Below are 20,599 nucleotides of genomic sequence, written 5' to 3'. Positions count from 1 at the left end.
CTCGGAGGCGACGTAGGCTATGTAGCCCTGCTCGGCCGCCCAGTCCGAGGGCGACACGTCGGCGAAGCCGAGGTAGTCGGCGCGGGCGGGCGCCGGGGCGAGCAGGGCCCCCAGGCAGACGGCCGCCGCCGCGGCGGCCGAAAGGATCGCGTGCCTCATGCTCCTGCGCATGGCTGGTACCTCCGTTTCCGAGGGGTGCCTCAGGGGGTGCTTCAGGAAACCTTAAGCCCCGGCGGCGGGCGGGGCGTTTCCGCGGCGTCACCTTCGGCGGGCGCGCGCGGCGCGTCGGCGGGCGGCAAGCCGCGTCCCTCTCGCCGCTCTTCTCGCCGCCAGGGCCGGAAGGAACGCAAGCGCTCGGAGCGCAAATTGGCTTCGCTGGCCGAACATATCAACCTCCCCGCTCCCCCGTGGCATACGTTTTCAGGAACGAGCGTTTCCCCTGTTTCCGCGCACGTCTACCGTCGCCCTTCGATTTCTTGTCTGATTCCCGCAAGACTGCGGGACGATATGCGTTTTTATGCTGGACGCGTGTCCACGTGGAAGGAGAGACCGATGATTCGAAGAAGGTTCCTGGCAGCTCTTTCCGCGCTCCTGATGGCGGCGCTCTTCCTTCCGGCAGCGGCGCTCGCGCAGGACGACGAGGGCTACTCGATCTCCGCCGAGCGAGGCGTGTACGTCTGCACGTACCAGTCCATGGAGGAGGCGGAGCAGTTCGGGAACATCATGTACCCCGAGCTCACCGATCCCGGCGAGCGCCAGCGCTACCTCAGGGCAGAGTACGACGTCCCCGTCGAGATGGTCGGCGGGGAGGACACCTTCAGGAACGGCCTTGCCCCCTCGTGGTCCTGGACCTCTCCCGACGTGGCGGAGATTGACGGCATGCTCATAACCAGCAGCGACTCCGTCCTCTCGTCCCCCACGGGCGGTTACTTCACCGCGGTCACCATCATGATGGTCCCCATCTCTCAGCAGCCGGTCGAGAGGGCCGTCATCACCGCCACCGGGACGGACGCGGAGGGACGGGTCACGAACTTTGACATCGACCTCGTGTACGCCGCGGGCGCGGGAGGCCGCGACATAGCCGTCTCCGGCGGCTCCGGCGTGGGCATGCAGCTGATCGAGAGCCCCTGGCTCGACTCCCTGTACCAGAGCGACCCCGCCGCCCTCGCGGCAAGCGCCACGCGCCTCTCCGCAGACGACCCCGCCTGCGCCGAGCTCGTCGCCAGCATCGATGACGGCGAGGTCGTGGGCGTCTTTGACTTCAGCCTCACGGTCGGCCCCTCCCAGAGCAGCGAGGGCTTCGGCACCGCATGGGTCACGTTCCCCGTTGACGAGAAGTACGACGGCTCGTTCGTCGACGTCTGGACCTGGCGTGCCGAGACCGCCAGCTACGTCTCTGACAGGCGCCACGCCGTCCTCAGGGGAACCTACCCCGTCTTCGGCGGCAAGGTGACCGTGCCCTTCAGCAGCCTCACGCAGGTGGCCCTCTCCGTCCAGACCCAGGGCTCCACGATGTCCATGTGCCGCCTCTACAACCCCAACTCCGGAGAGCACTTCTACACGCTCTCCACCGCGGAGCGCGACGTGCTCACCTCGGTGGGCTGGGTCTACGAGGGCACGGGCTGGACCGCGCCGGCCTCCTCCGGCACCCCGGTCTACCGCCTCTACAACCCCAACGCCGGCGACCACCACTACACGACCGACGCCTCCGAGCGCGACATGCTCGTGGCAGCGGGCTGGCACGACGAGGGCATCGGCTGGTGGGGCGTCTGAGCTGCCGCGTAGCCGACACCAGCGTTCCTCGGCACGGCCGACGAGCTGACGCGGAGCCCCGCCACGCAAGAGGTCGGGGCTCCGCCGCCTCGGCCACTGGAGCCACCAAAGCCACCGGAAGAAGGGACCCACCATGAAAGGGCCAAGGGCCGAGAAGGACCGTGTGGGACGAACCTCCACGATTGCGGGCCGGCTGAGAAGCGTCCTCGCCGTCGTGCTCTCCGCGCTCCTCGTGACGGGGTCCCTCCCCGCCGCAGCCCTCGCCGCAGCGGGGCCTGAAGAGGCTACGGAAAGCGCGGATTCGGACCTCCTGGAGAGTCAGGCCACCCTGCTCGGCGAGGAGGAGCTCGGAGTCGTCCAGGTCGAGCTGGAACACGACTTCACGGCTGCCGTCGCAACCGACGGCTCGCTCTGGACATGGGGGCACAACGACTCTGGGGAGCTCGGCAACGGGACGAAGGAGGACAACCCGGTCCCCGTCAAGATCATGGACGACGTTGCCTCGGTGGCGCTGGCCAAAAGCAACGGCGCGGCGATAAAGACCGACGGGTCCCTCTGGATGTGGGGGAACAACTCATGGGGGCAGCTCGGGAACCTCGACCCGGACCCGAGCGGAAGCGACCCGACGCCCCGCAAGGTCATGGACGACGTGGCCTCGGTACGGTTTCACGGCGACTTCACCGTGAGCGCGCTCAAGGAGGACGGCTCCCTGTGGATGTGGGGCAGGAACACGAGCGGGAGGCTCGGCAACGGGAGCTGGGACGACAGCGCCGCGCCCACGAAAATACTGGATGGCGTGGCCACGGTGGAATCCTCCGCCAGCACGACGGCAGCCATCAAGACCGACGGGTCCCTGTGGATGTGGGGCGATAATTCGTACGGTCAGCTGGGCACCGGAACGCTCACAAAGAGCTATGCGCCCGTCAAGGTCATGGACGACGTTGCCTGGGTGTCGCCCGGCAACATGACGGCGGCCCTCAAGACCGACGGGACCCTCTGGACGTGGGGGCGCAACGAGTACGGAATGCTCGGCAACGGTACCACCGCTGACAGCTGCCATCCGACGAAGGTGATGGGCGACGTCTCCTCGGCGTCGATCTCGGGAATCAACGGCGCCGCCGTCAAGACCGACGGATCGCTCTGGACCTGGGGAAGCAACAACTACGGCCAGCTGGGAAGAGGTGGGGAGACGTCGACGCCCGGCAAGGTAATGGGCGGCGTTTCCCAAGCGTTCATGGAGGACAGCCTCACGTCTGCAGCGCTCGCGACCGACGGCACGCTGTGGATGTGGGGCCTGAACGACCGCGGTCAGGCGGGCAACGGGAGGACAGGCGGAAGCGTCCGCTCGCCGGCAGAAGTGATCGAGGGCGTCTCATGGGCCCAGGGGCCCATCGGCAGCAGGAATGCCGTCGTGCTGTCCGACGGATCGCTCTGGCTATGGGGGGCTAACAACAGCGGGGGAATCGGCAACGGATCGACCGAGGACTGCCCGGCGCCCGTAAGGGTGCTGGATGATGTGGTATCCGTGACGCTCGAATCCGCGGGGACCTCTGCCGCCATCCAGACGGACGGCTCGCTCTGGATGTGGGGCCACAACAAGTACGGGCAGGTCGGCGACGGAACGAAGACGGACAGAACCACCCCCGTGAAGATTAAGATCGACTCCCTGAGTACGGAACCCGACGTTCCGCTGGACCCCGACAACCCCAGCAATCCCGGCGGCATTACGCCGACTAAGGAGTTCAGGATAGGGACCCACAGCAACTCGTTCGTGCACTCCAACACGGGGACGGGCGAGAACGTGGGATTCTCAGGAGTCGACGACTACAGCCTCTCGGTCTCCGCTCATGAAGCCCTGGCAGATCTGTGCTCCTCCGCAGGTGTCCTCAACGCGGTCAAAGCGAGGGAGAGCTCGGAATGGAACGGTTCGTGCTACGGCATCGCAGCCACGATGGGGCTCACCTATGCGGGAATCCTCCCGCTCTCAAGCATAAGCAGTGGAGGGAACACGTACTTCTCGCTGCCCCTCCCCTGCCAAGACGAGAAGCTCCTCGACGCGATCACCTTCTACCAGCTCTCCCAGTTTGTGGACACGGGAGGCGACGACTTCGCCGCAATAGAGTCCGCAACGCGACCGAGCTTCATAGAAGGCCTCACCAACTATCGAGGTGAGAATAGCGAACTTCGGGACTTCCTGAAGGAAATCGTCGAGACCCCGGAAGACGGGTCGGTGCGCATGCTGGAGTACTTCTATTCAGACTCGGGGCATGCCATCCTCGTCATAGGCGCCACCTATGACGAGCGCAACGACAGATACATCGTGAAGCTCTACGACGAGAACACGGTTCCACGGGGCAAGAAGGGTGCCGAAGAGGGGATCTTCACCATCATGATCATCGATGGGGACTTCTCCGGTTTTGAGCTCATAGGCAACGACAGCAAGGTCATAGCCGACGAGACGACCTACAAGGCGATGCATCTGCTCGACCTCGACAGGCTGCCCATATACGGGGCGACAGCCACGTCCGCTGCAGAACCGCTCGCAGCCGGGGAGAAGGGCGCCTCCGTAACCATCGAGCTGGCCCTGAACCAGCCCGTGGATGTCACCAACAGCTTGGGGGAAACGCTGCGGTATGACGGCAACAAGCTCTCGGGAGACCTCGAGGTCATCGACATCTCGACGATTGCCGGAAACCAGGGCTCGGCACTCGTCATAGAAACGACGCCGAGCGAGCGCTTCACGTTCAGCTCGCCCGGCGGAACCCTCGACGCAAGCGCGTACGACGCTCAGGGCGAGTTCTGCTCTGTTTCCGGCGAGGGCATCGATGCTGCCACCGTCAGCTGGGGCGAGAGTCTTGCCATACGGGGCGACGAGTCCTACGAGCTTGAGGCGTTCCTCTCGACCGACAGATTGGTCAGCGACTCCGAGACGGGCCTGCTTTCCATCAGCGGTAACGCAAGCGGCGAGGTCAGCCTCACGAAGGATGGCGAGGGAATCTCCATCAGCGGAGAGATAGGCGGAGCGACCCTCGCCTCGCACGAGAGCGGGAGGGTCTATGAGAACGAAGGCGTCGATGTCACGACGCCCATCCGCGTGGATCACGAGACGCTGGCCGCAGGCGACTCCCCCGACTTGACAAGCCCCTACCCCGACGTACGCGAGGGCGACTGGTACTGGGACGCCGTGATGTTCGCCGATACCTCCGGCACCATGACGGGCTACGCCAGCGGCACCTTCGGCCCCGCGGACCCCATCTCCCGCGCGCAGATGGCGACCGTGCTCTGGCGCCTCGCCGACGAGCCGGACTCTGACGCGCCGCTCCTGCCGGACTGCGACCCCGAGTCCTTCTACGCCGCGCCCGTCTCCTGGGCGCTTGGGACGGGCGTCTTCTCCGGGTACGAGAGCGGGCTCTTTGGCCCGGCGGACAGCCTCACGCGCGAGCAGGCCGCGACCGTCCTCTGGCGGCGCGCGGGCGAGCCCGAGGGCGAGGCCGACCTCTCGGACTTCCCCGACGCGGAATCCGTCTCCGCGTTCGCACGGGAGGCCATGAGGTGGGCTGTCTCCGAGCACGTGATCACCGGCACGGGCAAGGGGACGCTCGACCCAACGGGCACCTGCTCCAGGGCCGAGCTCGCAACGATCCTCATGCGCATGGACGAGGCAGGCAAGCTGTAGGCGGCTCCTGACGGGGCGTTCGAATGGCGGGGCGGTCGCTCTTGTCGGCGCCGCCCCGCCCCTCTGTCTGCGACGATTGGTCTCGCTGCTGCGACAGCGCCCGGGGTCGAAACTCGCAAAAATAGTCGAAACTCGCAAAGGGAGCGGCAGTGTCGAATCGAAATCCCTTCACTCCGACCTTCGGAATGGTACCGCCGCACATGGCAGAACTTGACTTTGACGTCCCCGTCCTTCGGGAGTTCCTGCTCCAGGTGGAGCCATAGGGCGTCGCCCACGTGGCGGCTCGGATCAGACGACGCGGGCCCCTCGCTTGGATTGGCAAGGGGCCCGCGGTCCTTGTCGGCAGCTCTTCCAACCGGCCTACCGGAAGAGGTCGCGCATCTTCTTGTCTATGCGTCGCTTCCTGGCCTCGGTGCGGTCGGGGTCGAGCCTCCACTCCCCGTCCTTCTCGACGAGGCAGTCGTGCCGGCGCACGCCCTCGGGAAGCCGAGAGAGCGGGACGTCAACGAACTCGAGGTCATCCCGCTCGAGGACGGCGACGTCGCCCTCGAGCCTGTCAACGATGTAGCGCATGGCTACGCCGGAGGGTTGCAGGTCCCGCAGGGCTCGTAGCCACGCGCCTTGGCGTCACCCAGGGTGGTCGGAATCTTGGACTTGCTGAGATGCCGGCATCCGTCGAGGTGGTACTTCTCGCCGGTCCTGGTGATGTAGACCGTCATGCTCATGTCCGGGCCCGGGTCGGGCGTGGGCTCGGGGTCCGGCGTGGGCGCGGGGTCGGGGTCCGGCACCGGTGCGGGGTCGGGATCCGGTGTGGGCGCGGGCTGGGTGGCCGGCGCGGTGGAGAACCAGACCTCGTCCATGTCGCTGTAGCTGGAGACGTTGCCCTGCTGGTCCGTGCGGTAGACGTTGGCCCCGCTGGCATAGAGCATGGCGAGGACGGCCTGGGTGGGGTGGCCGTAGGAGTTGCCGGCGCCGCAGGAGATCACGGCGTTGCTCGGCGTCACGCGGCCGAGAAGGACCTGGGAGGTGCCCGTGTTGGAGCCGTGGTGGCTCACCTTGAGGACGTCGGCGTGGCCGGGCGCCACGGCGGCGAGGTCGGAGGCGTCCGCGTCCCCAGTGAGGTAGTAGGTCCTGCCGCCGTAGTCGATCCAGGTGACCGCGCTGTTCTCGTTGGTCTCCCCCTCGACGATGCTCGCGGGAGCCACGAACCTGACGCTGAGCTCCCCCGCCTGCACCACGGAGGTCCCGGCCGTCGCCGTGGTGATGGTCATGCCCTTGGCGGCGATGGTGTCGAGCAGGTTCTCCCAGGTCTGGGTGGTGCTCCCGCACGCCGGTGCGAGGATCTGGCCCACGGGGAGTCTGCTGATGACGCGGGCCATGCCGCCGATGTGGTCGGCGTCGGGGTGCGTCATGACCACGTAGTCGATGCTCCCGTAGCCGGCCCCGCGGACGTAGTCCACGACGCGCTGGCCGTACTGAGAGGTCCCGGCATCGACGAGCATGGTCTGGCCGTTGGGGAGCTCCACGAAGCAGGAGTCGCCCTGGCCCACGTCCAGGAAGTGCACCTTGAGGAGCGCGGGGCGCTCGGTCCCGCCGTCGATGAAGGCGAGGACCATCTTGGCCGCCTCGGCACGCGTGGCGCCGCCCTGCGGGTTGAGCGCGGCGGAGTCCCCCATGATGCCGTTCTCCACGCACCAGGAGACGCCCTGCTCGGCGAAGTCGGAGATGCCGGCGCTGTCGGAGTACCTGAGCAGGCGGTCGGCGTCGCTCGACACGTCGCCGCCCTGCGCCGCATGGTAGGACGCGAGGACCTTGGCGAGCTGCTCGCGCGTTATGGGGTCCGCGGGGCCGAAGCTGCCGTCGGCGTAGCCTCCGATGACGCCCTCGGCGCGCGCCCACTCGACGGCGTCACCGTAGAACGACGCCTCGGAGTAGTCGCAGTCCGGAAAGTCCGGGGCGTCGGCCTCGGGCTCGCCCGCGGAGCGCCACAGGATGGTGGCGACCTGTGCGCGGCTGACAGAGTCATCCGGGCCGAAGGTTCCGTCGGCGTAGCCGCCCATGATGCCGGTCTCGACCGCCCGGTCGATGACGCCCGTGGCCTCCGCCCAGTGACCCTGGGCGTCGGGGAACTCGCTCGCCAGCGCCGGCGCGGGCGCCGCGGCGAGCCCCAGCGCGAGCGCGACGGAAGCGAAGAGCGACGCCATGCCCCCTGCTCCCCTCATGCTTACACCATCCTCTCACCTGGCTTGCAGATGAGTGCAGCGTAGCACCCGCACCGGACGGAAACCTTAGCTGCGAGCTAATGACGTAGGAGGCCGGTTGGTCCGAAAGGGCGAATAAATGCGCAGGTAGAAGGTATCGTTTCTTTTGACCTCCTTTCAGCGGATTGCCGCCTGGTACGAATCCGGTACGAATCGTTCTTGGGGTTGCTCTGAGGTACTTTCAGGGGCGTTTTCCACGCGCTCACGAGGTGAGCTTACGAGGGTGAGTCGGCGCCCGCCGTTGATGACGCGGGGCTCGACTTGGACGATCGGAGTGACGGCGGGGGCGGCCTCGACGGGTTCGGAGAAGAGGTCGCTCACGACGTCTGCCGCCGCACGCTTGGCCTCCATGTTCACGTGGGTGTAGATCTCCATCGTGATCTCGCTCGAGGCGTGGCCGGCCAGCTCCTGCATCACCTTGGGGTGCACGCCCCTCAGGGCGAGAGTGGAGAGGTAGGAGTGGCGAAGCTCGTGGAACGCCCAGCCATTGAGGCCGAGCGTCTCGCGGTCGCGCAGCCACCATGCCTCGAGCACGTTTGGGCTGAGCCTGCCCATGGTCGTGCTGAGAACGACCGGGGTGCTCTCGCTCTGCTCCAGGCGTTTTCCGGGCTTCTCGCCGTTCTTCCTCGCCAGCCTCTCCTGCTCCGCCGCGTACTCGTCAATGCGGGCCTTCTGCGCCTCCTTGTGCATGACGAGGGCGTCTCGGACGGAGTCGGGCATGGGGAGGCGCCGCACGCCGGCCTTCGTCTTGGGGTCCTTGAGGTTCCCGAAGCAGTCGTAGGACTTGCGGATCGATATGACCCGGCTCTCGAGGTCGACGTCGCGCCACGAGAGGCCGCAGACCTCCCCGCGACGCATCCCGGTGCTGACCGCGAGGAAGTACGCGATGTCGGCCTCCCGGGTGAAGTCGAGCTGCGCTATGAACTCCCGGATGGCCTCCGGCTTGAGGGCGCGGCGGGGCTGGGTGTCCCTGCGCGGCGTGTCCATCTCGGAGCAGGGGTTCTTGGCGACGACACCGTCCTTCACGAGGTCGTCGAACAGCAGCTTAAGCGTCTTGTGGATCTGGTTGAGATAGGTGCCGCTGGCGGGCTTGCCGGAGAGGGTGTCGCCGGAGCGCATGGCGGCGTACATCTTCTCGAGCGTCTCTCGCGTGACCTTCGAGGCGTCGGCGTAGCCGATGTGACGGTTGATTGCCTTGAAGAATCGCTCGTAGGTCACGTTGGTGTTCTCGGTGAACTCGCCGGACGCACGGCGCCTCGTCATGAAGTCCTCCGCGCACTCCTTGATGGTCGTGCCCGACCTCTTGTGTACCTCGTCGTTCTCGATCTCCTTGATGAACTCGCGCAGGGCCTTCTTCGCCTCGGTGTAGGTGCCGTTGAAGCGCCTCGTGCGGGTCTTGTACTTGCCCGTGCGGGGGTCGAGCCCCACGGGGACTCGCAGCTGCCACTTGCGGCACTTGCTCTTGGGCTTGTCCTTCTCGAGCTGGACTATGGTGCCCTCGCCCGTGACCTTTGCCATGGCTACTCACCGTCCCCAACGACGACGTAGGGCGGGCGGTAGTGCCACTCGAGGTCGCGGGCGAGCTCACGCTGCCAGGGCTCGTCGAGGCGCAATGCCTCGCCGGGGGCGGCGACGAGGGCGACGGCGGGAACCTCGTTACCGGAGCCGTCCGTGAGGGAGAAGGACACGACGCTGAGGTTCTTCTCGGCCTTGGTCATGGCGCTCACCTCCTGCCCTGGGAGCGGGCGGCGCGCTCGCCGAGCTCCACATAGGAGAGGTAGCTGTCCACGAGGGCGCGGCCCTCGGGGCTGAGAGCGTCGTAGCGGGGCTGGATTCCCTCGGGCTCGGGCGCGTCGATGTCCTCGCGGCCGATGACGAGGTCGATGGAGCAGCCAAGCTTGTCCGCGATCTGCCACGCCGCCGGCAGCGGGATGCCGCAGTCGGCGCCGTCGCCGGCGCGCTCGTAGCGCGCGTAGGTGGAGCCGGGGATGCCGAGCGCCTCGGCGAACTCCTTCGCGGAGCGGTAGCCCGCCTCGCGGCGCAGGCGCTGGAGTGTTCTTTTGCCGCTGATGGGCTTGTAGGGGGTTTGGGAGGTTGCGGCTAGTGACATATACTTGTCACCGTCCCTTCTGGATTTGCCTCTGGACCGGACGCCGGGCCCGCGGGAGTGCCAGCTCCCGCGGGCCCACCTGTTTCTCCTTCTACGCCTTCGCATCACCGCCCCTCGCGCTCGCCTCGGAGTCGTACTCGACCGCGACGCCGTGGTCGACGGAGCCCCACAGCACGCGCGTGCCGTCGAGCTCGAACTCGCCGTGGGTGCGGTCGTAGGCAGCCATGATCCTCTCGATGGTCCTGTTGTCGATGAGCTCCTGCGCCTTGAGCGGGTGCTTGCCGCGCTTCTTCGCCGCCTGCTCCCGGAGGAAGGACTCGAAGGCGGCGCGCGCGGCCTCGGCGCTCTCGAACGCGACGAGCTCGCCGAAGGCGGCGCCCTCGCCCATCTCCGCGAGCATCTGGCGCTCGTACTGGTAGCAGAGAGCCTCGTAGGGGCGCTCCTCCTCGCGGCGCCTGCGCTCTCGGATCTTGGCGTCCTTCATGAGCACGAACTCGCGGAGCTCGTCGGCGAGGGCCCTCGCCTCGGGCGTGAGCCCGTCGTACTCGAGCTGCACCTCGCCGCGCATGCACGCGGGGTCGGGCGCCTCGCGGTCGACGATGGCGTCGATGGTGGTGCCGAAGATGTCCGCGAGCTGCCAGGCGCGGTCCATGGGGATCTTGTCGGGGTTGGACTCGTAGCGCGCGTAGGTGGAGGTCGGTATCTCGTACTCCACCGCGAACTCGTTGGAGTTCTTGTAGCCCGCCGCCTTGCGGAGCTTCAGAAGGTTGCTCGCCATGCCCTCCGCCTCTCTCGGATGTGTTCGTCCTGTGGAGGGGTGCCCTCGGCGCCCTCCGTGTCGTTGTTACGCTTCGCAACAGATTCTATCACTAGTTGACAAGCCGTTCAATCGTATAGGGTCATTCTACCTCAAATCTTGCAAAGAATCTCATTTGTTGACAATTCCTGTGATATTCTACCGCTGCACGGCGACGAAACGTGCCACTTCGTGACAGAAGGGGCGGAGCCGCGCGTGCGGTCCAGAGGCAAATCGGATGAGAGGGAGCGAGAGATGAGTTTCGAGGAGCTGCCGTACTTCATGACCCCCAAGCAGCTCGCCGACGTGACGGGCGAGCACGAGGGATCCATCACGCGCGGCATACGCGAGGGGCGGATCCCCGCCGACAAGGTGAACGGTCGCTGGCGGATCTGCCGCGACGTGATCTTCAAGAACGCGAAGAAGGGGGCCTCGAATGACGGAGAGGGCCGCGAGTAGCCCACACAAGGCGGGCTCCCTCGCCGACGCGCTGGCACGCGTCCCTGCGGAGCTCAAGGCCGAGGCACGCTGGGTGTGCTGGCGGCGCGAGGAGCGGAACGGCAGGGCGACGAAGCTGCCGGTGGACGCCCACAACGGCCGCATGGCCAAGAGCACGGACCCGTCGACGTGGGCCACCTTCGGGGAGGCCGTGGCCGCCGTGGGGCGCTGGCGCTGCGACGGCGTGGGGTTCGTGTTCGGGCCCGACCGGGCGTTCACGGGGCTCGACCTCGACCATGTGCTTGTCGACGGCGTGCTTGACGCGGAATACCGCTGGGTGATGGACGAGGCCGGCACCTACACGGAGGTGTCGCCCTCCGGCGACGGGCTGCACCTGATCTTCCGGGGCGCGAAGCCCGACTGGGCTGAGCGCAGCCGCCGCAGGCAGCCGGGTGGCCGGGTGGTGGAGATGTACGACCACGACCGGTACTTCACCGTGACGGGCGACGTCTTCGAGGGGCGCGGCACGCTGGCCGAGAACCCCGGGATCGTCGAGCGGGCGTACCGGACGTGGATCGAGCCGGAGGCGGCAACGGCCCAGCCCAGGCTGGGCGAGGCAGCCGCGGGCGCGGGCGCCGGGGGCATGACGGACGCCGAGCTGATCGAGCGCATGTGCTCCTCGCGCAACGGGGACGCCATACGCGCCCTCATGGCCGGCGACACCTCCGCGCAGGGCGGCGACCACTCTGCCGCCGACATGGCGCTGTGCTCGCACCTCGCCTTCTGGTGCGCGGGCGACGCGGCGCGGATGGACAGGATCTTCCGCTCCTCCGGGCTCATGCGGGACAAGTGGGACAGCAGGCGCGGCGGCACCACCTACGGCGCGCAGACGATAGAGCGCGCGATCTCGGGAGCCACGGAGTTCTACAGGCCGAGGGCCGCAAGAAGGCAGAAAGGCAAGCCCCCTGCCGCTCACAACACAAACATATGTTCGTCTGCCGACGCGGGCGGGGCACGCGGGGGTACGGGACGTGGGGCCGCCGCGGGCGATGAGGCGCCCGACTTCGAGAACGCGCCCTCCGCGGAGGGCTGGCGGGTCGATGCGAAGGGCAGGCTCTGGGCCTGCGACCGGGACGGCGAGCTCCGCCGCTCGGTGAGCTCGACGGCGCCCTGGGTGGCCACCGACCTCGTGGACGTGGACACCGGCGACGTGCGCGCCCTCGTGCGCGTGACGGTGCCGGGCGGCGTGCGGGAGCGCGCCCTCGACCGCGACGTGCTGCTCAACCAGAGCAAGATCATCGGGGCGCTGGCGCCCATGGGCGCGAACGTCTCCTCGGCCAACGCCAAGGACGTGGTGCGCTACCTCACCGACGTGGAGCGCCGCTGGGGCTGGGCGCGGCCGCGCGCGAGGAGCGTCACGCACCTGGGCTGGGCGGAGGGCGCGCTCTCCTCCTTCATGCCCTACGACGCGGGCGGCAAGGTGAGGTTCGACCCGAGCCCGGACGAGGCGGTGAAGGCCCGAGCCTTCATGGAGCCGGCCGGGACGCTCGAGGGCTGGGTCGCGGGCGTGGCGCCCGCGCGAGCCTCCTCGATGGCGTTCCGGTGCGTGATGGCGGCGAGCTTCGCCTCGCCGCTGGTCTCGCTTCTCGGCGTGCAGACCTTCATCGTGTACCTGTGGGGGCGCAGCCGCTCGGGCAAGACGCCTACGCTGAAGGCGGCGGGGTCGGTGTGGGGCGACCCGACCGAGGGAGCGGACAGCTACTTCCGGACCTTCTCAGACACGCCGAAGAGCATCGTGCGGGCGGCGGCGCTTTTGCACGACATCCCGGTGATCGTGGACGAGCTGCAGAGCAAGGGCGCCGTGGGCGGGCAGGCCGGGAAGCGCCAGGTGGTGGAGGACCTTCTGTACTCCCTCTCGCTCGGGCACGAGCGCGGGGCGCTGAACAGCGACCGCTCGATGATGCGGGCGGGAAGCTGGCACAGCCTCACCATAGCCACCGGCGAGATCCCCATCGTGGGGGCGTCGACCCAGCAGGGAGCCGCCAACAGGACGCTCGAGCTCTGCGGGGAGCCCTTCGCCGACGTGCGCGCCGCCCAGGCGATGCACCATCTCGTTGCCGCCGAGCACGGCACGGCCGGGCGCGCCTTCGTGGAGGCGCTGAGGCGCAACGACCCCGCCTTCTACGCCGGAGAGTTCCGGCGCCTGCGCGACGCCGTGGGCAAGGCTGCGAACGGCCACCCGCAGGCGGACAACGTGGCCCTCTTGGCGCTCGCCGACGCGCTCGCGCAGTTCTACGTGTTCGCGCCGGGGACGGAGTGGGCGGCGTGCCTGGAGGGCGCGATGCGCATGGCCTCGTGGGCGCTCGTGAACGCCACGGGCGCCGACGGCACCGACACCGACCTCAAGGCCATCCAGTTCGTGGCCGAGTGGCTGGTGAGGAGCCGGCTGCACTTCGAGAGCTCGGCGGAGATGGACCGGCTGGAGCGCTGGGGGTGCGTGGAGCAGTACCGTGACCGACCGGGGTTCTGCTGGTGGGTGTTCTCCTCCGTGCTCGACCGGGCGCTCGCCGACGCGAACTTCGACCGCCAGAAGACGCTGCGCCGCATGGCGGACGAGGGCCTCCTGGTTGAGGGGCGCGGGCGCGGGTTCACGCGGCAGAAGCGCTTCGGCGACACGCGCGTCTACTGCGTCTGCATCGACAACCAGGCGCTGGAGGCGCTGCTCGACCGCGCGGCGGGGGCGGCGCCCAGCGTCCCGCCGTCTCAAGGGGGCGGGCCATGTTGAGACACGAGTCAAGACGGGGGTTCCGGCTGGTGAGGGTGGCCGCGTCCGGCTCCTGTCTCTCCGTCTTGACTGGGTTGGTGGGTACGGGCCCCTCGCGCGCGGGCGGGCGCGCGCGGGCGCGCACGCGCACGGGGGCTCTGGGTCGGAAACCGGTCAAGACGTCGAGACAGGGGGGCGTTCGTCCTGCTCAGGGGCATCGTCTCTGTCTTGACCGGGCATGAGGCGGTCGGTCCGAGGGGGTGGCGGAGATGAGCTGGTGGACGGAGGAGCAGGACGACGTCCTGCGCGAGGTGAGCTTCCGAGGAGCGGAGTTCGCCGCCGCCGAGATCGAGCGGAGGTGCGGCGTGCGCCACTCCGTTCGGGCGGTGGAGATGCGCGCGAGCAGGATCCACTGCTCGCTGGCCGTGCAGACGGTGTGCCCGCAGTGCGGGGCGGTGGGCGTGAAGATCAACCGCCAGACGGGCATGTGCCGGCGGTGCACCGAGGAGTACCACCTCGCGCAGGAGCGGGCCTTCAACGAGCAGCTGGAGCGCGAGCGGGCGCACGCCGAGGACGCCGCCGACATAGACGACGTGCGGCGGGAGCGGGACAGGATGCGGCAGCGGAACTCGCGGCTGTGCAGGAAGTACGGGCTTGCGGGGAAGCGGGAGCGGGGTGATTCGCTCCGCCGCTCTCACTCTTAACCGTGGTACGGGCAGCGCGCGCCGATGCACGCGACGTTGTCCGACGAGACGGCGCAGACCGGCTCTGAGGTCGGCTGCCGAAGGTCAACGCCCAGCACCTCGTTGAACCAGCGGACCGCGCCCCGCACGGCCACGCGAGAGTCGCGCTTGCAGCAGCGCGGGGAGCCGGCCTGGGCAATCTGCCCCAGCAGGTCGGCGACCATCTTCTGCGTCTCGCTCCAGCCCTCGGCCTTGAGAGGGGCATTGCCAAGCAGGATCGAGAGCGCCATGCCGCACGATGCGGCAGCACCGCACACGCCCCAGCGCGCGCACGCGCCGCCGGGAACCGCGCCAGAGCGCTCGGAGAGCTCCTGGAGCTGCCCCCTCAGGTCGCCCGAACCCGTGGCGTTGCGCACGGACGCCAGCAGGGCGGCCCCCACGAGGAAGTGGTGGACGGGGCCGAACGCCGCGCACTCGGGCGCTGCCATGAGGTCCTCCAGGATGTCCGCAGGGCTGGTCGAGGTGCTGTTCTCGCAGATGACGGAAGCCCAGGAAGGGACGTCGTTGCTCGTAGCCATGATAGCTCCCCTTTCTGTAAACACATTGATGGATGTCGAAATATTATACATCGAAGAACGTCGATATATAGTAGAATAATTGCGTGAGTCACGCTTTCAGAACAGGGAGGGCCACATGGGAGCACGGAGCATCGGGCGGCCGCGCGTCGCCTTCGTCTGCACGCACAACGCGTGCCGGAGCCAGATGGCGGAAGCAATAGCACGCCAAATCGCGGGCGACGTGCTTGACCCCTGTTCCGCGGGCACCGACCCCGTGCCCGAGGTCGATCCCGGTGCGCTGCGGGCGCTCTCGGAGCTCTACGGCATAGACGGAACGGGCCTGCGCCCCAAGACGCTCGACGAGCTGGGAGAGGCGGACATCGTGGTGACTATGGGGTGCGGGGTCCGGTGCCCCGTGTTCCCGTGCGCGCACCGCGAGGACTGGGGGCTCGAGGATCCCGCCGGCCGCGGCCCCGAGGCGTTCCGGGAGACCGCCCGCGTCATCGAGGCGAGGGTGCGCGACCTGGCATGCCGCGTGGAGCGCGGCGAGATTCCCGGCGTGACCGCGCCCGTGCGCGCCGACGTCCTTCGGGCGCTCGCCGACGAGCGGCGGCTCGCTGTGGTCGCCTCCCTCGCCGAGGGCGGAGAGACCTGCGCCTGCGAGCTCCTCGAGGGCCTCGGCATCGGGCAGCCGACCCTCTCGCACCACATGAAGCTCCTCACCGAGTGCGGCTTGGTCAGCGCCCGAAAAGACGGTCGCTGGCTGCGCTACACCCTCGACCGCGAGCGCATCTCCGCGCTCGGGGACGCGCTGAAAGAGCTCGCCCGCTGACCCTTCTTGTGACGCGTGGCGAGAATCCACCGTGAGAGACCTATTGGACTTCACGGGGGTGATTCGCATGGCGAGGCGTCCGAAGCTGACGCAGGAGATGGTGGACGAGGCGATCCGCCTCAAGGCGGACGGCCTCTCCAACGGCGACATCATCTGCGCGCTGGGCATCCACGAGTCGACGTTCTACCGCTGGATCGGCGACCCGAAGAACAGGCTGCAGCGCGCGTTAAGCGAGGGACTAAAAAAGGAGGAGAGCGCGTTCAAGCGGACGCTGCTCACCACGATCCGCTCGGCGGCGCTGGCGCGCAACCAGTACTGGACGGCGGCGGCGTGGCTCCTCGAGCGCAAGTACCCCGAAGAGTTCGGCAAGGCGGAGCGCAAGGGCGACGACACCAGGGCCGACGCCGCGCCCAGGATCGTGCTCGGCGTGGTGGCGCAGCCGGTGCAGGAGAGGTTGCCGCTGGACGGGCTCGGCGAGGAGCGCGCCGATGGTTGACGCCTCCTCGCTCGTCATCCCGCGCTTTCACGACGTTCTGGGCGACGTGATGGCGCACGGGCACACGCACTACTGGCTCCACGGCGGGCGCGGCTCCACAAAGAGTTCGTTCATCTCCGTGTGCGTCGTCCTTCTCCTCCTGGCGCACCCGGAGGCGAACGCGGTGGTGGTGCGCAGGTTCTCGAACACGCTGCGCGACTCCGTGTTCTCGCAGATGACGTGGGCGATCGCGGCGCTGGGGCTCGACGCGTGGTTCCACGCGCGCATCTCTCCGATGGAGCTGACCTATTTGCCGACCGGGCAGCGCATCGTGTTCCGCGGGGCGGACGACCCGCTCAAGCTCAAGGGTGTGAAGTTCGCGCGCGGCTACGCTGCGGTGGTCTGGTTCGAGGAGCTGGACCAGTTCGACGGCATCGACGCGGTGAGGAGCATCCTGAACTCGCTTCGGCGCGGCGGCGACGACTTCTGGATCTTCTACAGCTACAACCCGCCGAGGACGCTGTGGTCCTGGGTGAACCGCGAGAAGCTGGAGCGCGAGCGGCGCTCGGACACGCTCGTGCGGCAGTCGAGCTACCTCGACGTGATCGAGAGCCACCCGGAGTGGCTGGGCGGCCCCTTCGTGGAGGAGGCCAAGTACCTGCGCGAGGTCGACGAGCAGGCGTGGCGCTCTGAGTACCTGGGAGAGGTCACGGGAACGGGCGGCTCGGTCTTCAACAACGTCGTGAGCGTGCGCCTGTCCGACGCGGCGTGCCGGGGCTTCTCGCGCACGCGGTGCGGCGTGGACTGGGGCTGGTTCCCGGACCCGTGGCGGTTCGTGCGCTGCGGGTGGGAGCCCGGCGAGCGCAGGCTCACGATCTTCGGCGAGCTCTCGGCGAACCGCAAGACGCCGAGCGAGACGGCGGCGATGGTGGCCTCGGCGCTCACCTACGCGGACGGACCCGGCGAGGACACCTACCTGCACGACGAGCTGATCTGGTGCGACGACACGCCGGACGGCAAGCAGAGCATGGCCGTGTGGCGGCGCGAGGCGGGGCTGCGGGTGCGCCCTGCGAGGAAGAGCAACATGCGCAGGCTCTCCTACGAGTGGCTGGCGGGGCTCCGCGAGATCGTGATCGACCCGGAGCGGGCGCCCCTGGCTTACGAGGAGTTCAGACTCAAGGAGTACGACCGCGACCGCGACGGGACGTGGCTGGACGACATTCCCGATGGCAACGACCACTCGATCGACGCGGTGCGCTACGCGATGATGGACGACGTGCTGAGAGGGTAGCGACGCGGGTGTTCTTCTCGGCAGCTAAATGATGGTGCATGTATGTATGGACGTGCGATAGCCGGAAATGGTCGCCGCGCGTTCTTCTCGCCTAAAATGAACTAGTAAATTGCAGCTATGCGGGCAGGTGTGCCATGAACATCCCTCTGAACAGCATCCTCAACCTCACGGAAGAGCGGATTGAGAACAGCAAGATCGAGCTGAACATGAACGACGGAAAGACCAAGGAGCCGTTCATCGACCGATGGCTCGACCGTCCGGAGGACGAAAGAGCGGCCGGCCTGGCCAAGAGGTGCTCGTACTGGACCTGGTACAGGCCGGACCGAAGGAACTTCCGGGAGGGCAACTGGGTGTTCAGCTTCATGCGCCTCTACCGCCAGGACGAGTGGCTTTTCGTGTCTGCCGCCGAGATTGTGGACACACCTGAGTACGGGAGCGAGAACGGATATGCGACGGTACGGATTCTCGAGACCTACGCGCCCCTGTTCGGGAGGCTCATCATCAACCTCCACAAGGGCAACAAGTTCTCGCTCTACGTGTTCAGGCTCGACAAGTTCCTCGGCGAGGCGACGGTGAAGGAGATCCTGCCGGCGCTCTACACCGGCGAGGCGTTCGATGGGTACGACCGCGTGCACCTGCCCTACGCGAAGCTCGACAGGATTTTCAGGCGCGAGATCATGTCCTCCTACCATGACGCACTAGAGAGCGTGACCGGGGTCTACTGCCTCACGGACACCAGGACCGGAAAGCTCTACATAGGCTCTGCCACCGGTGAGGGCGGCGTGGCGGCGCGCTGGGGCAGCTACCTTGACTCCAAGCACGGAGGCAACAAGAAGCTGCGAGAGCTCTACGATCGCGAGGGCGAGGGGTACTTCCGAGAGAACTTCGAGTTCACGCTCCTGGAGTACTTCGGCATGAGCTACGACCCGCAGAAGGTGCTGGAGCGGGAACAGTGGTGGAAGGACTGCCTCGACACGCGGGCTCACGGATACAACGATAACTAGACGGGCGTTCTTCTCGTCCAATCGAAGATGGTGCGAAGACGCACGGGCGCGCAGTAACCGGAGACGGTTGCCGCGCGTTCTTCTCGCCTCATCAAACTGGCAGATTCAGTTGGGTGCTGAATCTCGGGCGTTCTTCTCGACCTTTGTGACGGGCGGGTTCAATGGGCGTGTTCGGACGAGGCGGGAGGTGCGCTGTGCAGGGGCTGGATGACGAGTACTGGGTGCCGGAGCACGTGAGGGAGTGGCTGAGGTCGCTCGGGTTCACGCTGCCGCTGGAGGACATGGAGCCTCACATCCGGGCGTGGGATAGGTGGATGCGGGCGCTCGGGGACTTCTACGACTATAGGGACACGGACGGCGTGGGGCGGGTGTACGAGGTGCACCGGCGCTCGATCCACCCCGCCATGCGCGTGTGCCGGGAGTGGGGGTCGCTGCTGCTGAACGACCGGACGCAGGTCGCGTGCGCGGAGCAGGCGTGCACGGACTGGCTCGCGGCGTGGATGGCGCGGACCGGCTTTCTCGCCTCGGCTCAGGAGTGCGTTGTGCGGGCGTTCGGCCTGGGCACGGGCGCGTGGGCGCTCTGGGTGGACGCGGGCGCGGGCGAGGTGCGCGTGCGACGCTACGACGCGCGGATGGTCGTGCCGCTCACGTGGGACGAGGAGGGCGTGACGGAGTGCGCGTTCGTGACGCGGGCGTTCTGGCGCGGGAGGGCCGTCGACCAGGTGCAGCTGCACCTGAGGGGCGCGGGCGGCGCGTTCTTCTCGCCAAGCGAATCTCTCGGAGAGGGCGCGAGCTCGAGTTCTTCTCGCCTGACTGACGATGCAGGCGAGGGCACGTACCGGATCGTCACGGCGTGCTTCGACCGAGACGGCAACAGGGTCGAGCCGGAGGGCGTGTGCCCGGTGTACGACACGGGTTCCGTATGGCCGACCTTCTCGATAGTCAAGCCGGCAATCGACAACACGCGCGTGGACATGTCGCCCTACGGGCAGAGCGTGTTCGCGGACGCGGTGGACGCGATCCAGGCGGTCGACCTGTGCTACGACGCGATGATGAGCGAGATCGACAACGGGAAGATGCGCGTGTTCCTCTCGGACGTGATGTTCGATACGGAGCGCGACGGCAAGGGCGGGCGCGTCTCCATCCCGTTCGGGCGCCAGGACTGCACGGTGTTCAGGAAGGTCATGTCGACCGAGGACACGATCCACGAGTTCGCGCCGACGCTGCGCACCGAGGCACAGGCGCGGGCGTTCCGGGTGGCGCTGCAGACGCTCGGCGACCTCTGCGGCTTCGGCATCAACTACTTCGACCTCGAGAACGTCGGCTACGTGAAGACGGCCACGGAGGTGTCTGCGGACAACAGCGCGCTGATGAGGAACATACGCCGGCACGAGCGCGCGCTCGAGGGCGCGCTCGCGGGCATCTGCCGGGCGCTCATGGCGGCTGAGCGTCGCCTGGGTGTGGAGCTCCCCGACGAGGGTCTCGTGCGCGTGACGTTCGACGACAGCATCATCACGGACACGACGGCGGAGAAGCGCCAGGACATGGACGAGGTCGCGGCGGGGCTGCTGGAGCCGTGGGAGTACCGGACAAAGTGGCATGGCGAGGACGAGGCGACGGCTCGCAGGGGCGCCGCCCGGTCGGGCACCGGCGACGCCGGGCGCGGGCGAGCCGGATCCGCCAGCGCCGGGGCCGACGGCGCTAAGGCGCGCGCCGCCGGGCGGGCGTGACGACGGCGTGCGCGCCCGCATCGGCCGCTGCAGGCCGCGCGAGAGCGGAGGGAAGCGGCTGAGCCCCCTGGCGAGGGCAGACCGCGCAGCGGGCTGACCCGAGTCGGCGGCGAAGACGCGACCGGAGCGGGGCGCGGCCGTGGGACTGCCCTCCGCGCGCACGACGGCGGCACGGACGCCCCGTGCGCGCGACGCAGCGGCGGCGGTCA

At 67.9% G+C, this 20,599-nt stretch carries 17 protein-coding genes; 10 read left to right on the top strand and 7 right to left on the bottom strand.

Annotated features, from left to right (window positions below):
* Positions 1 to 552 precede the first annotated feature (552 nt).
* Both B5F79_RS11160 and B5F79_RS09780 read left to right on the top strand, forming a co-directional pair.
* Positions 553 to 1,773, top strand: coding sequence for a hypothetical protein (locus B5F79_RS11160; protein ID WP_206391113.1), 1,221 nt, complete (start codon positions 553 to 555; stop codon positions 1,771 to 1,773).
* A 133-nt stretch (positions 1,774 to 1,906) separates the two neighbouring features.
* The gene (locus B5F79_RS09780) at positions 1,907 to 5,449 is read left to right on the top strand and encodes an RCC1 domain-containing protein (RefSeq protein WP_087220916.1); all 3,543 of its coding nucleotides are present in this window, start codon (positions 1,907 to 1,909) and stop codon (positions 5,447 to 5,449) included.
* 360 nt (positions 5,450 to 5,809) lie between these two features.
* On the opposite strand, the gene B5F79_RS09775 is transcribed toward B5F79_RS09780, so the two are convergent.
* The 6 genes from B5F79_RS09775 to B5F79_RS09750 form a co-directional block, all read right to left on the bottom strand.
* Positions 5,810 to 6,022, bottom strand: coding sequence for a DUF3006 domain-containing protein (locus B5F79_RS09775; protein ID WP_087220913.1), 213 nt, complete (start codon positions 6,020 to 6,022; stop codon positions 5,810 to 5,812).
* 2 nt (positions 6,023 to 6,024) lie between these two features.
* Positions 6,025 to 7,671: an S-layer homology domain-containing protein gene (locus B5F79_RS09770; protein WP_087220910.1), complete on the bottom strand. Its 1,647-nt coding sequence runs from the start codon at positions 7,669 to 7,671 to the stop codon at positions 6,025 to 6,027.
* 156 nt (positions 7,672 to 7,827) lie between these two features.
* Positions 7,828 to 9,228, bottom strand: coding sequence for a site-specific integrase (locus tag B5F79_RS09765; protein WP_087220905.1), 1,401 nt, complete (start codon positions 9,226 to 9,228; stop codon positions 7,828 to 7,830).
* 2 nt (positions 9,229 to 9,230) lie between these two features.
* Positions 9,231 to 9,428 carry a hypothetical protein gene (locus B5F79_RS09760; RefSeq protein WP_087220902.1) on the bottom strand — a complete coding sequence of 66 codons (198 nt, stop codon included), beginning with the start codon at positions 9,426 to 9,428 and terminating at the stop codon, positions 9,231 to 9,233.
* Positions 9,429 to 9,433: 5 nt separating this feature from the next.
* Positions 9,434 to 9,820 carry a helix-turn-helix domain-containing protein gene (locus B5F79_RS09755; RefSeq protein ID WP_087220899.1) on the bottom strand — a complete coding sequence of 129 codons (387 nt, stop codon included), beginning with the start codon at positions 9,818 to 9,820 and terminating at the stop codon, positions 9,434 to 9,436.
* Positions 9,821 to 9,911: 91 nt separating this feature from the next.
* Positions 9,912 to 10,598: a helix-turn-helix domain-containing protein gene (locus B5F79_RS09750; RefSeq protein ID WP_087220896.1), complete on the bottom strand. Its 687-nt coding sequence runs from the start codon at positions 10,596 to 10,598 to the stop codon at positions 9,912 to 9,914.
* A gap of 273 nt (positions 10,599 to 10,871) precedes the next feature.
* On the opposite strand from B5F79_RS09750, the gene B5F79_RS09745 reads away from it, so the two are divergent.
* The 3 genes from B5F79_RS09745 (at position 10,872) to B5F79_RS09735 (ending at position 14,522) form a co-directional block, all read left to right on the top strand.
* Positions 10,872 to 11,075 (top strand): helix-turn-helix domain-containing protein, encoded by a 204-nt coding sequence (locus B5F79_RS09745; protein WP_087220893.1) that lies wholly within the window; start codon positions 10,872 to 10,874, stop codon positions 11,073 to 11,075.
* Positions 11,053 to 13,839, top strand: a complete 2,787-nt coding sequence (locus B5F79_RS09740) for a phage NrS-1 polymerase family protein (RefSeq protein ID WP_087220889.1) — start codon at positions 11,053 to 11,055, stop codon at positions 13,837 to 13,839. The genes B5F79_RS09745 and B5F79_RS09740 overlap by 23 nt, the downstream gene beginning before the upstream one ends.
* Positions 13,840 to 14,087: 248 nt before the next feature.
* Positions 14,088 to 14,522 carry a hypothetical protein gene (locus B5F79_RS09735; protein ID WP_087220886.1) on the top strand — a complete coding sequence of 145 codons (435 nt, stop codon included), beginning with the start codon at positions 14,088 to 14,090 and terminating at the stop codon, positions 14,520 to 14,522.
* Here the strand turns inward: B5F79_RS09735 and B5F79_RS09730 are convergent.
* Entirely contained in the window at positions 14,519 to 15,079 is a 561-nt protein-coding gene (locus B5F79_RS09730; RefSeq protein WP_143786286.1) for a DUF5714 domain-containing protein, read from the bottom strand. The genes B5F79_RS09735 and B5F79_RS09730 overlap by 4 nt on opposite strands.
* Before the next feature lie 115 nt (positions 15,080 to 15,194).
* Here B5F79_RS09730 and B5F79_RS09725 point away from each other — a divergent pair, with 115 nt between their 5' ends.
* From B5F79_RS09725 to B5F79_RS09705, 5 genes are all read left to right on the top strand, one after another.
* Complete coding sequence (locus B5F79_RS09725) at positions 15,195 to 15,890, top strand: metalloregulator ArsR/SmtB family transcription factor (RefSeq protein WP_087220883.1); 696 nt, start codon at positions 15,195 to 15,197, stop codon at positions 15,888 to 15,890.
* Between the two features lie 67 nt (positions 15,891 to 15,957).
* Positions 15,958 to 16,386 carry a hypothetical protein gene (locus B5F79_RS09720; protein ID WP_087220928.1) on the top strand — a complete coding sequence of 143 codons (429 nt, stop codon included), beginning with the start codon at positions 15,958 to 15,960 and terminating at the stop codon, positions 16,384 to 16,386.
* Positions 16,379 to 17,656 carry a PBSX family phage terminase large subunit gene (locus B5F79_RS09715; protein WP_087220880.1) on the top strand — a complete coding sequence of 426 codons (1,278 nt, stop codon included), beginning with the start codon at positions 16,379 to 16,381 and terminating at the stop codon, positions 17,654 to 17,656. Before B5F79_RS09720 ends, B5F79_RS09715 begins: the two co-directional genes overlap by 8 nt.
* A gap of 134 nt (positions 17,657 to 17,790) precedes the next feature.
* Positions 17,791 to 18,660 carry a GIY-YIG nuclease family protein gene (locus tag B5F79_RS09710; protein WP_087220876.1) on the top strand — a complete coding sequence of 290 codons (870 nt, stop codon included), beginning with the start codon at positions 17,791 to 17,793 and terminating at the stop codon, positions 18,658 to 18,660.
* A gap of 194 nt (positions 18,661 to 18,854) precedes the next feature.
* Positions 18,855 to 20,390 carry a hypothetical protein gene (locus B5F79_RS09705; protein WP_241147310.1) on the top strand — a complete coding sequence of 512 codons (1,536 nt, stop codon included), beginning with the start codon at positions 18,855 to 18,857 and terminating at the stop codon, positions 20,388 to 20,390.
* Positions 20,391 to 20,599: the final 209 nt, after the last annotated feature.

This window comes from Olsenella sp. An285, assembly GCF_002159625.1.
Classification (GTDB): domain Bacteria; phylum Actinomycetota; class Coriobacteriia; order Coriobacteriales; family Atopobiaceae; genus Thermophilibacter; species Thermophilibacter avicola.
The sequence above is the reverse complement of the archived record's forward strand: the minus strand, read 5'-3'. Positions and strand labels throughout refer to the sequence as shown.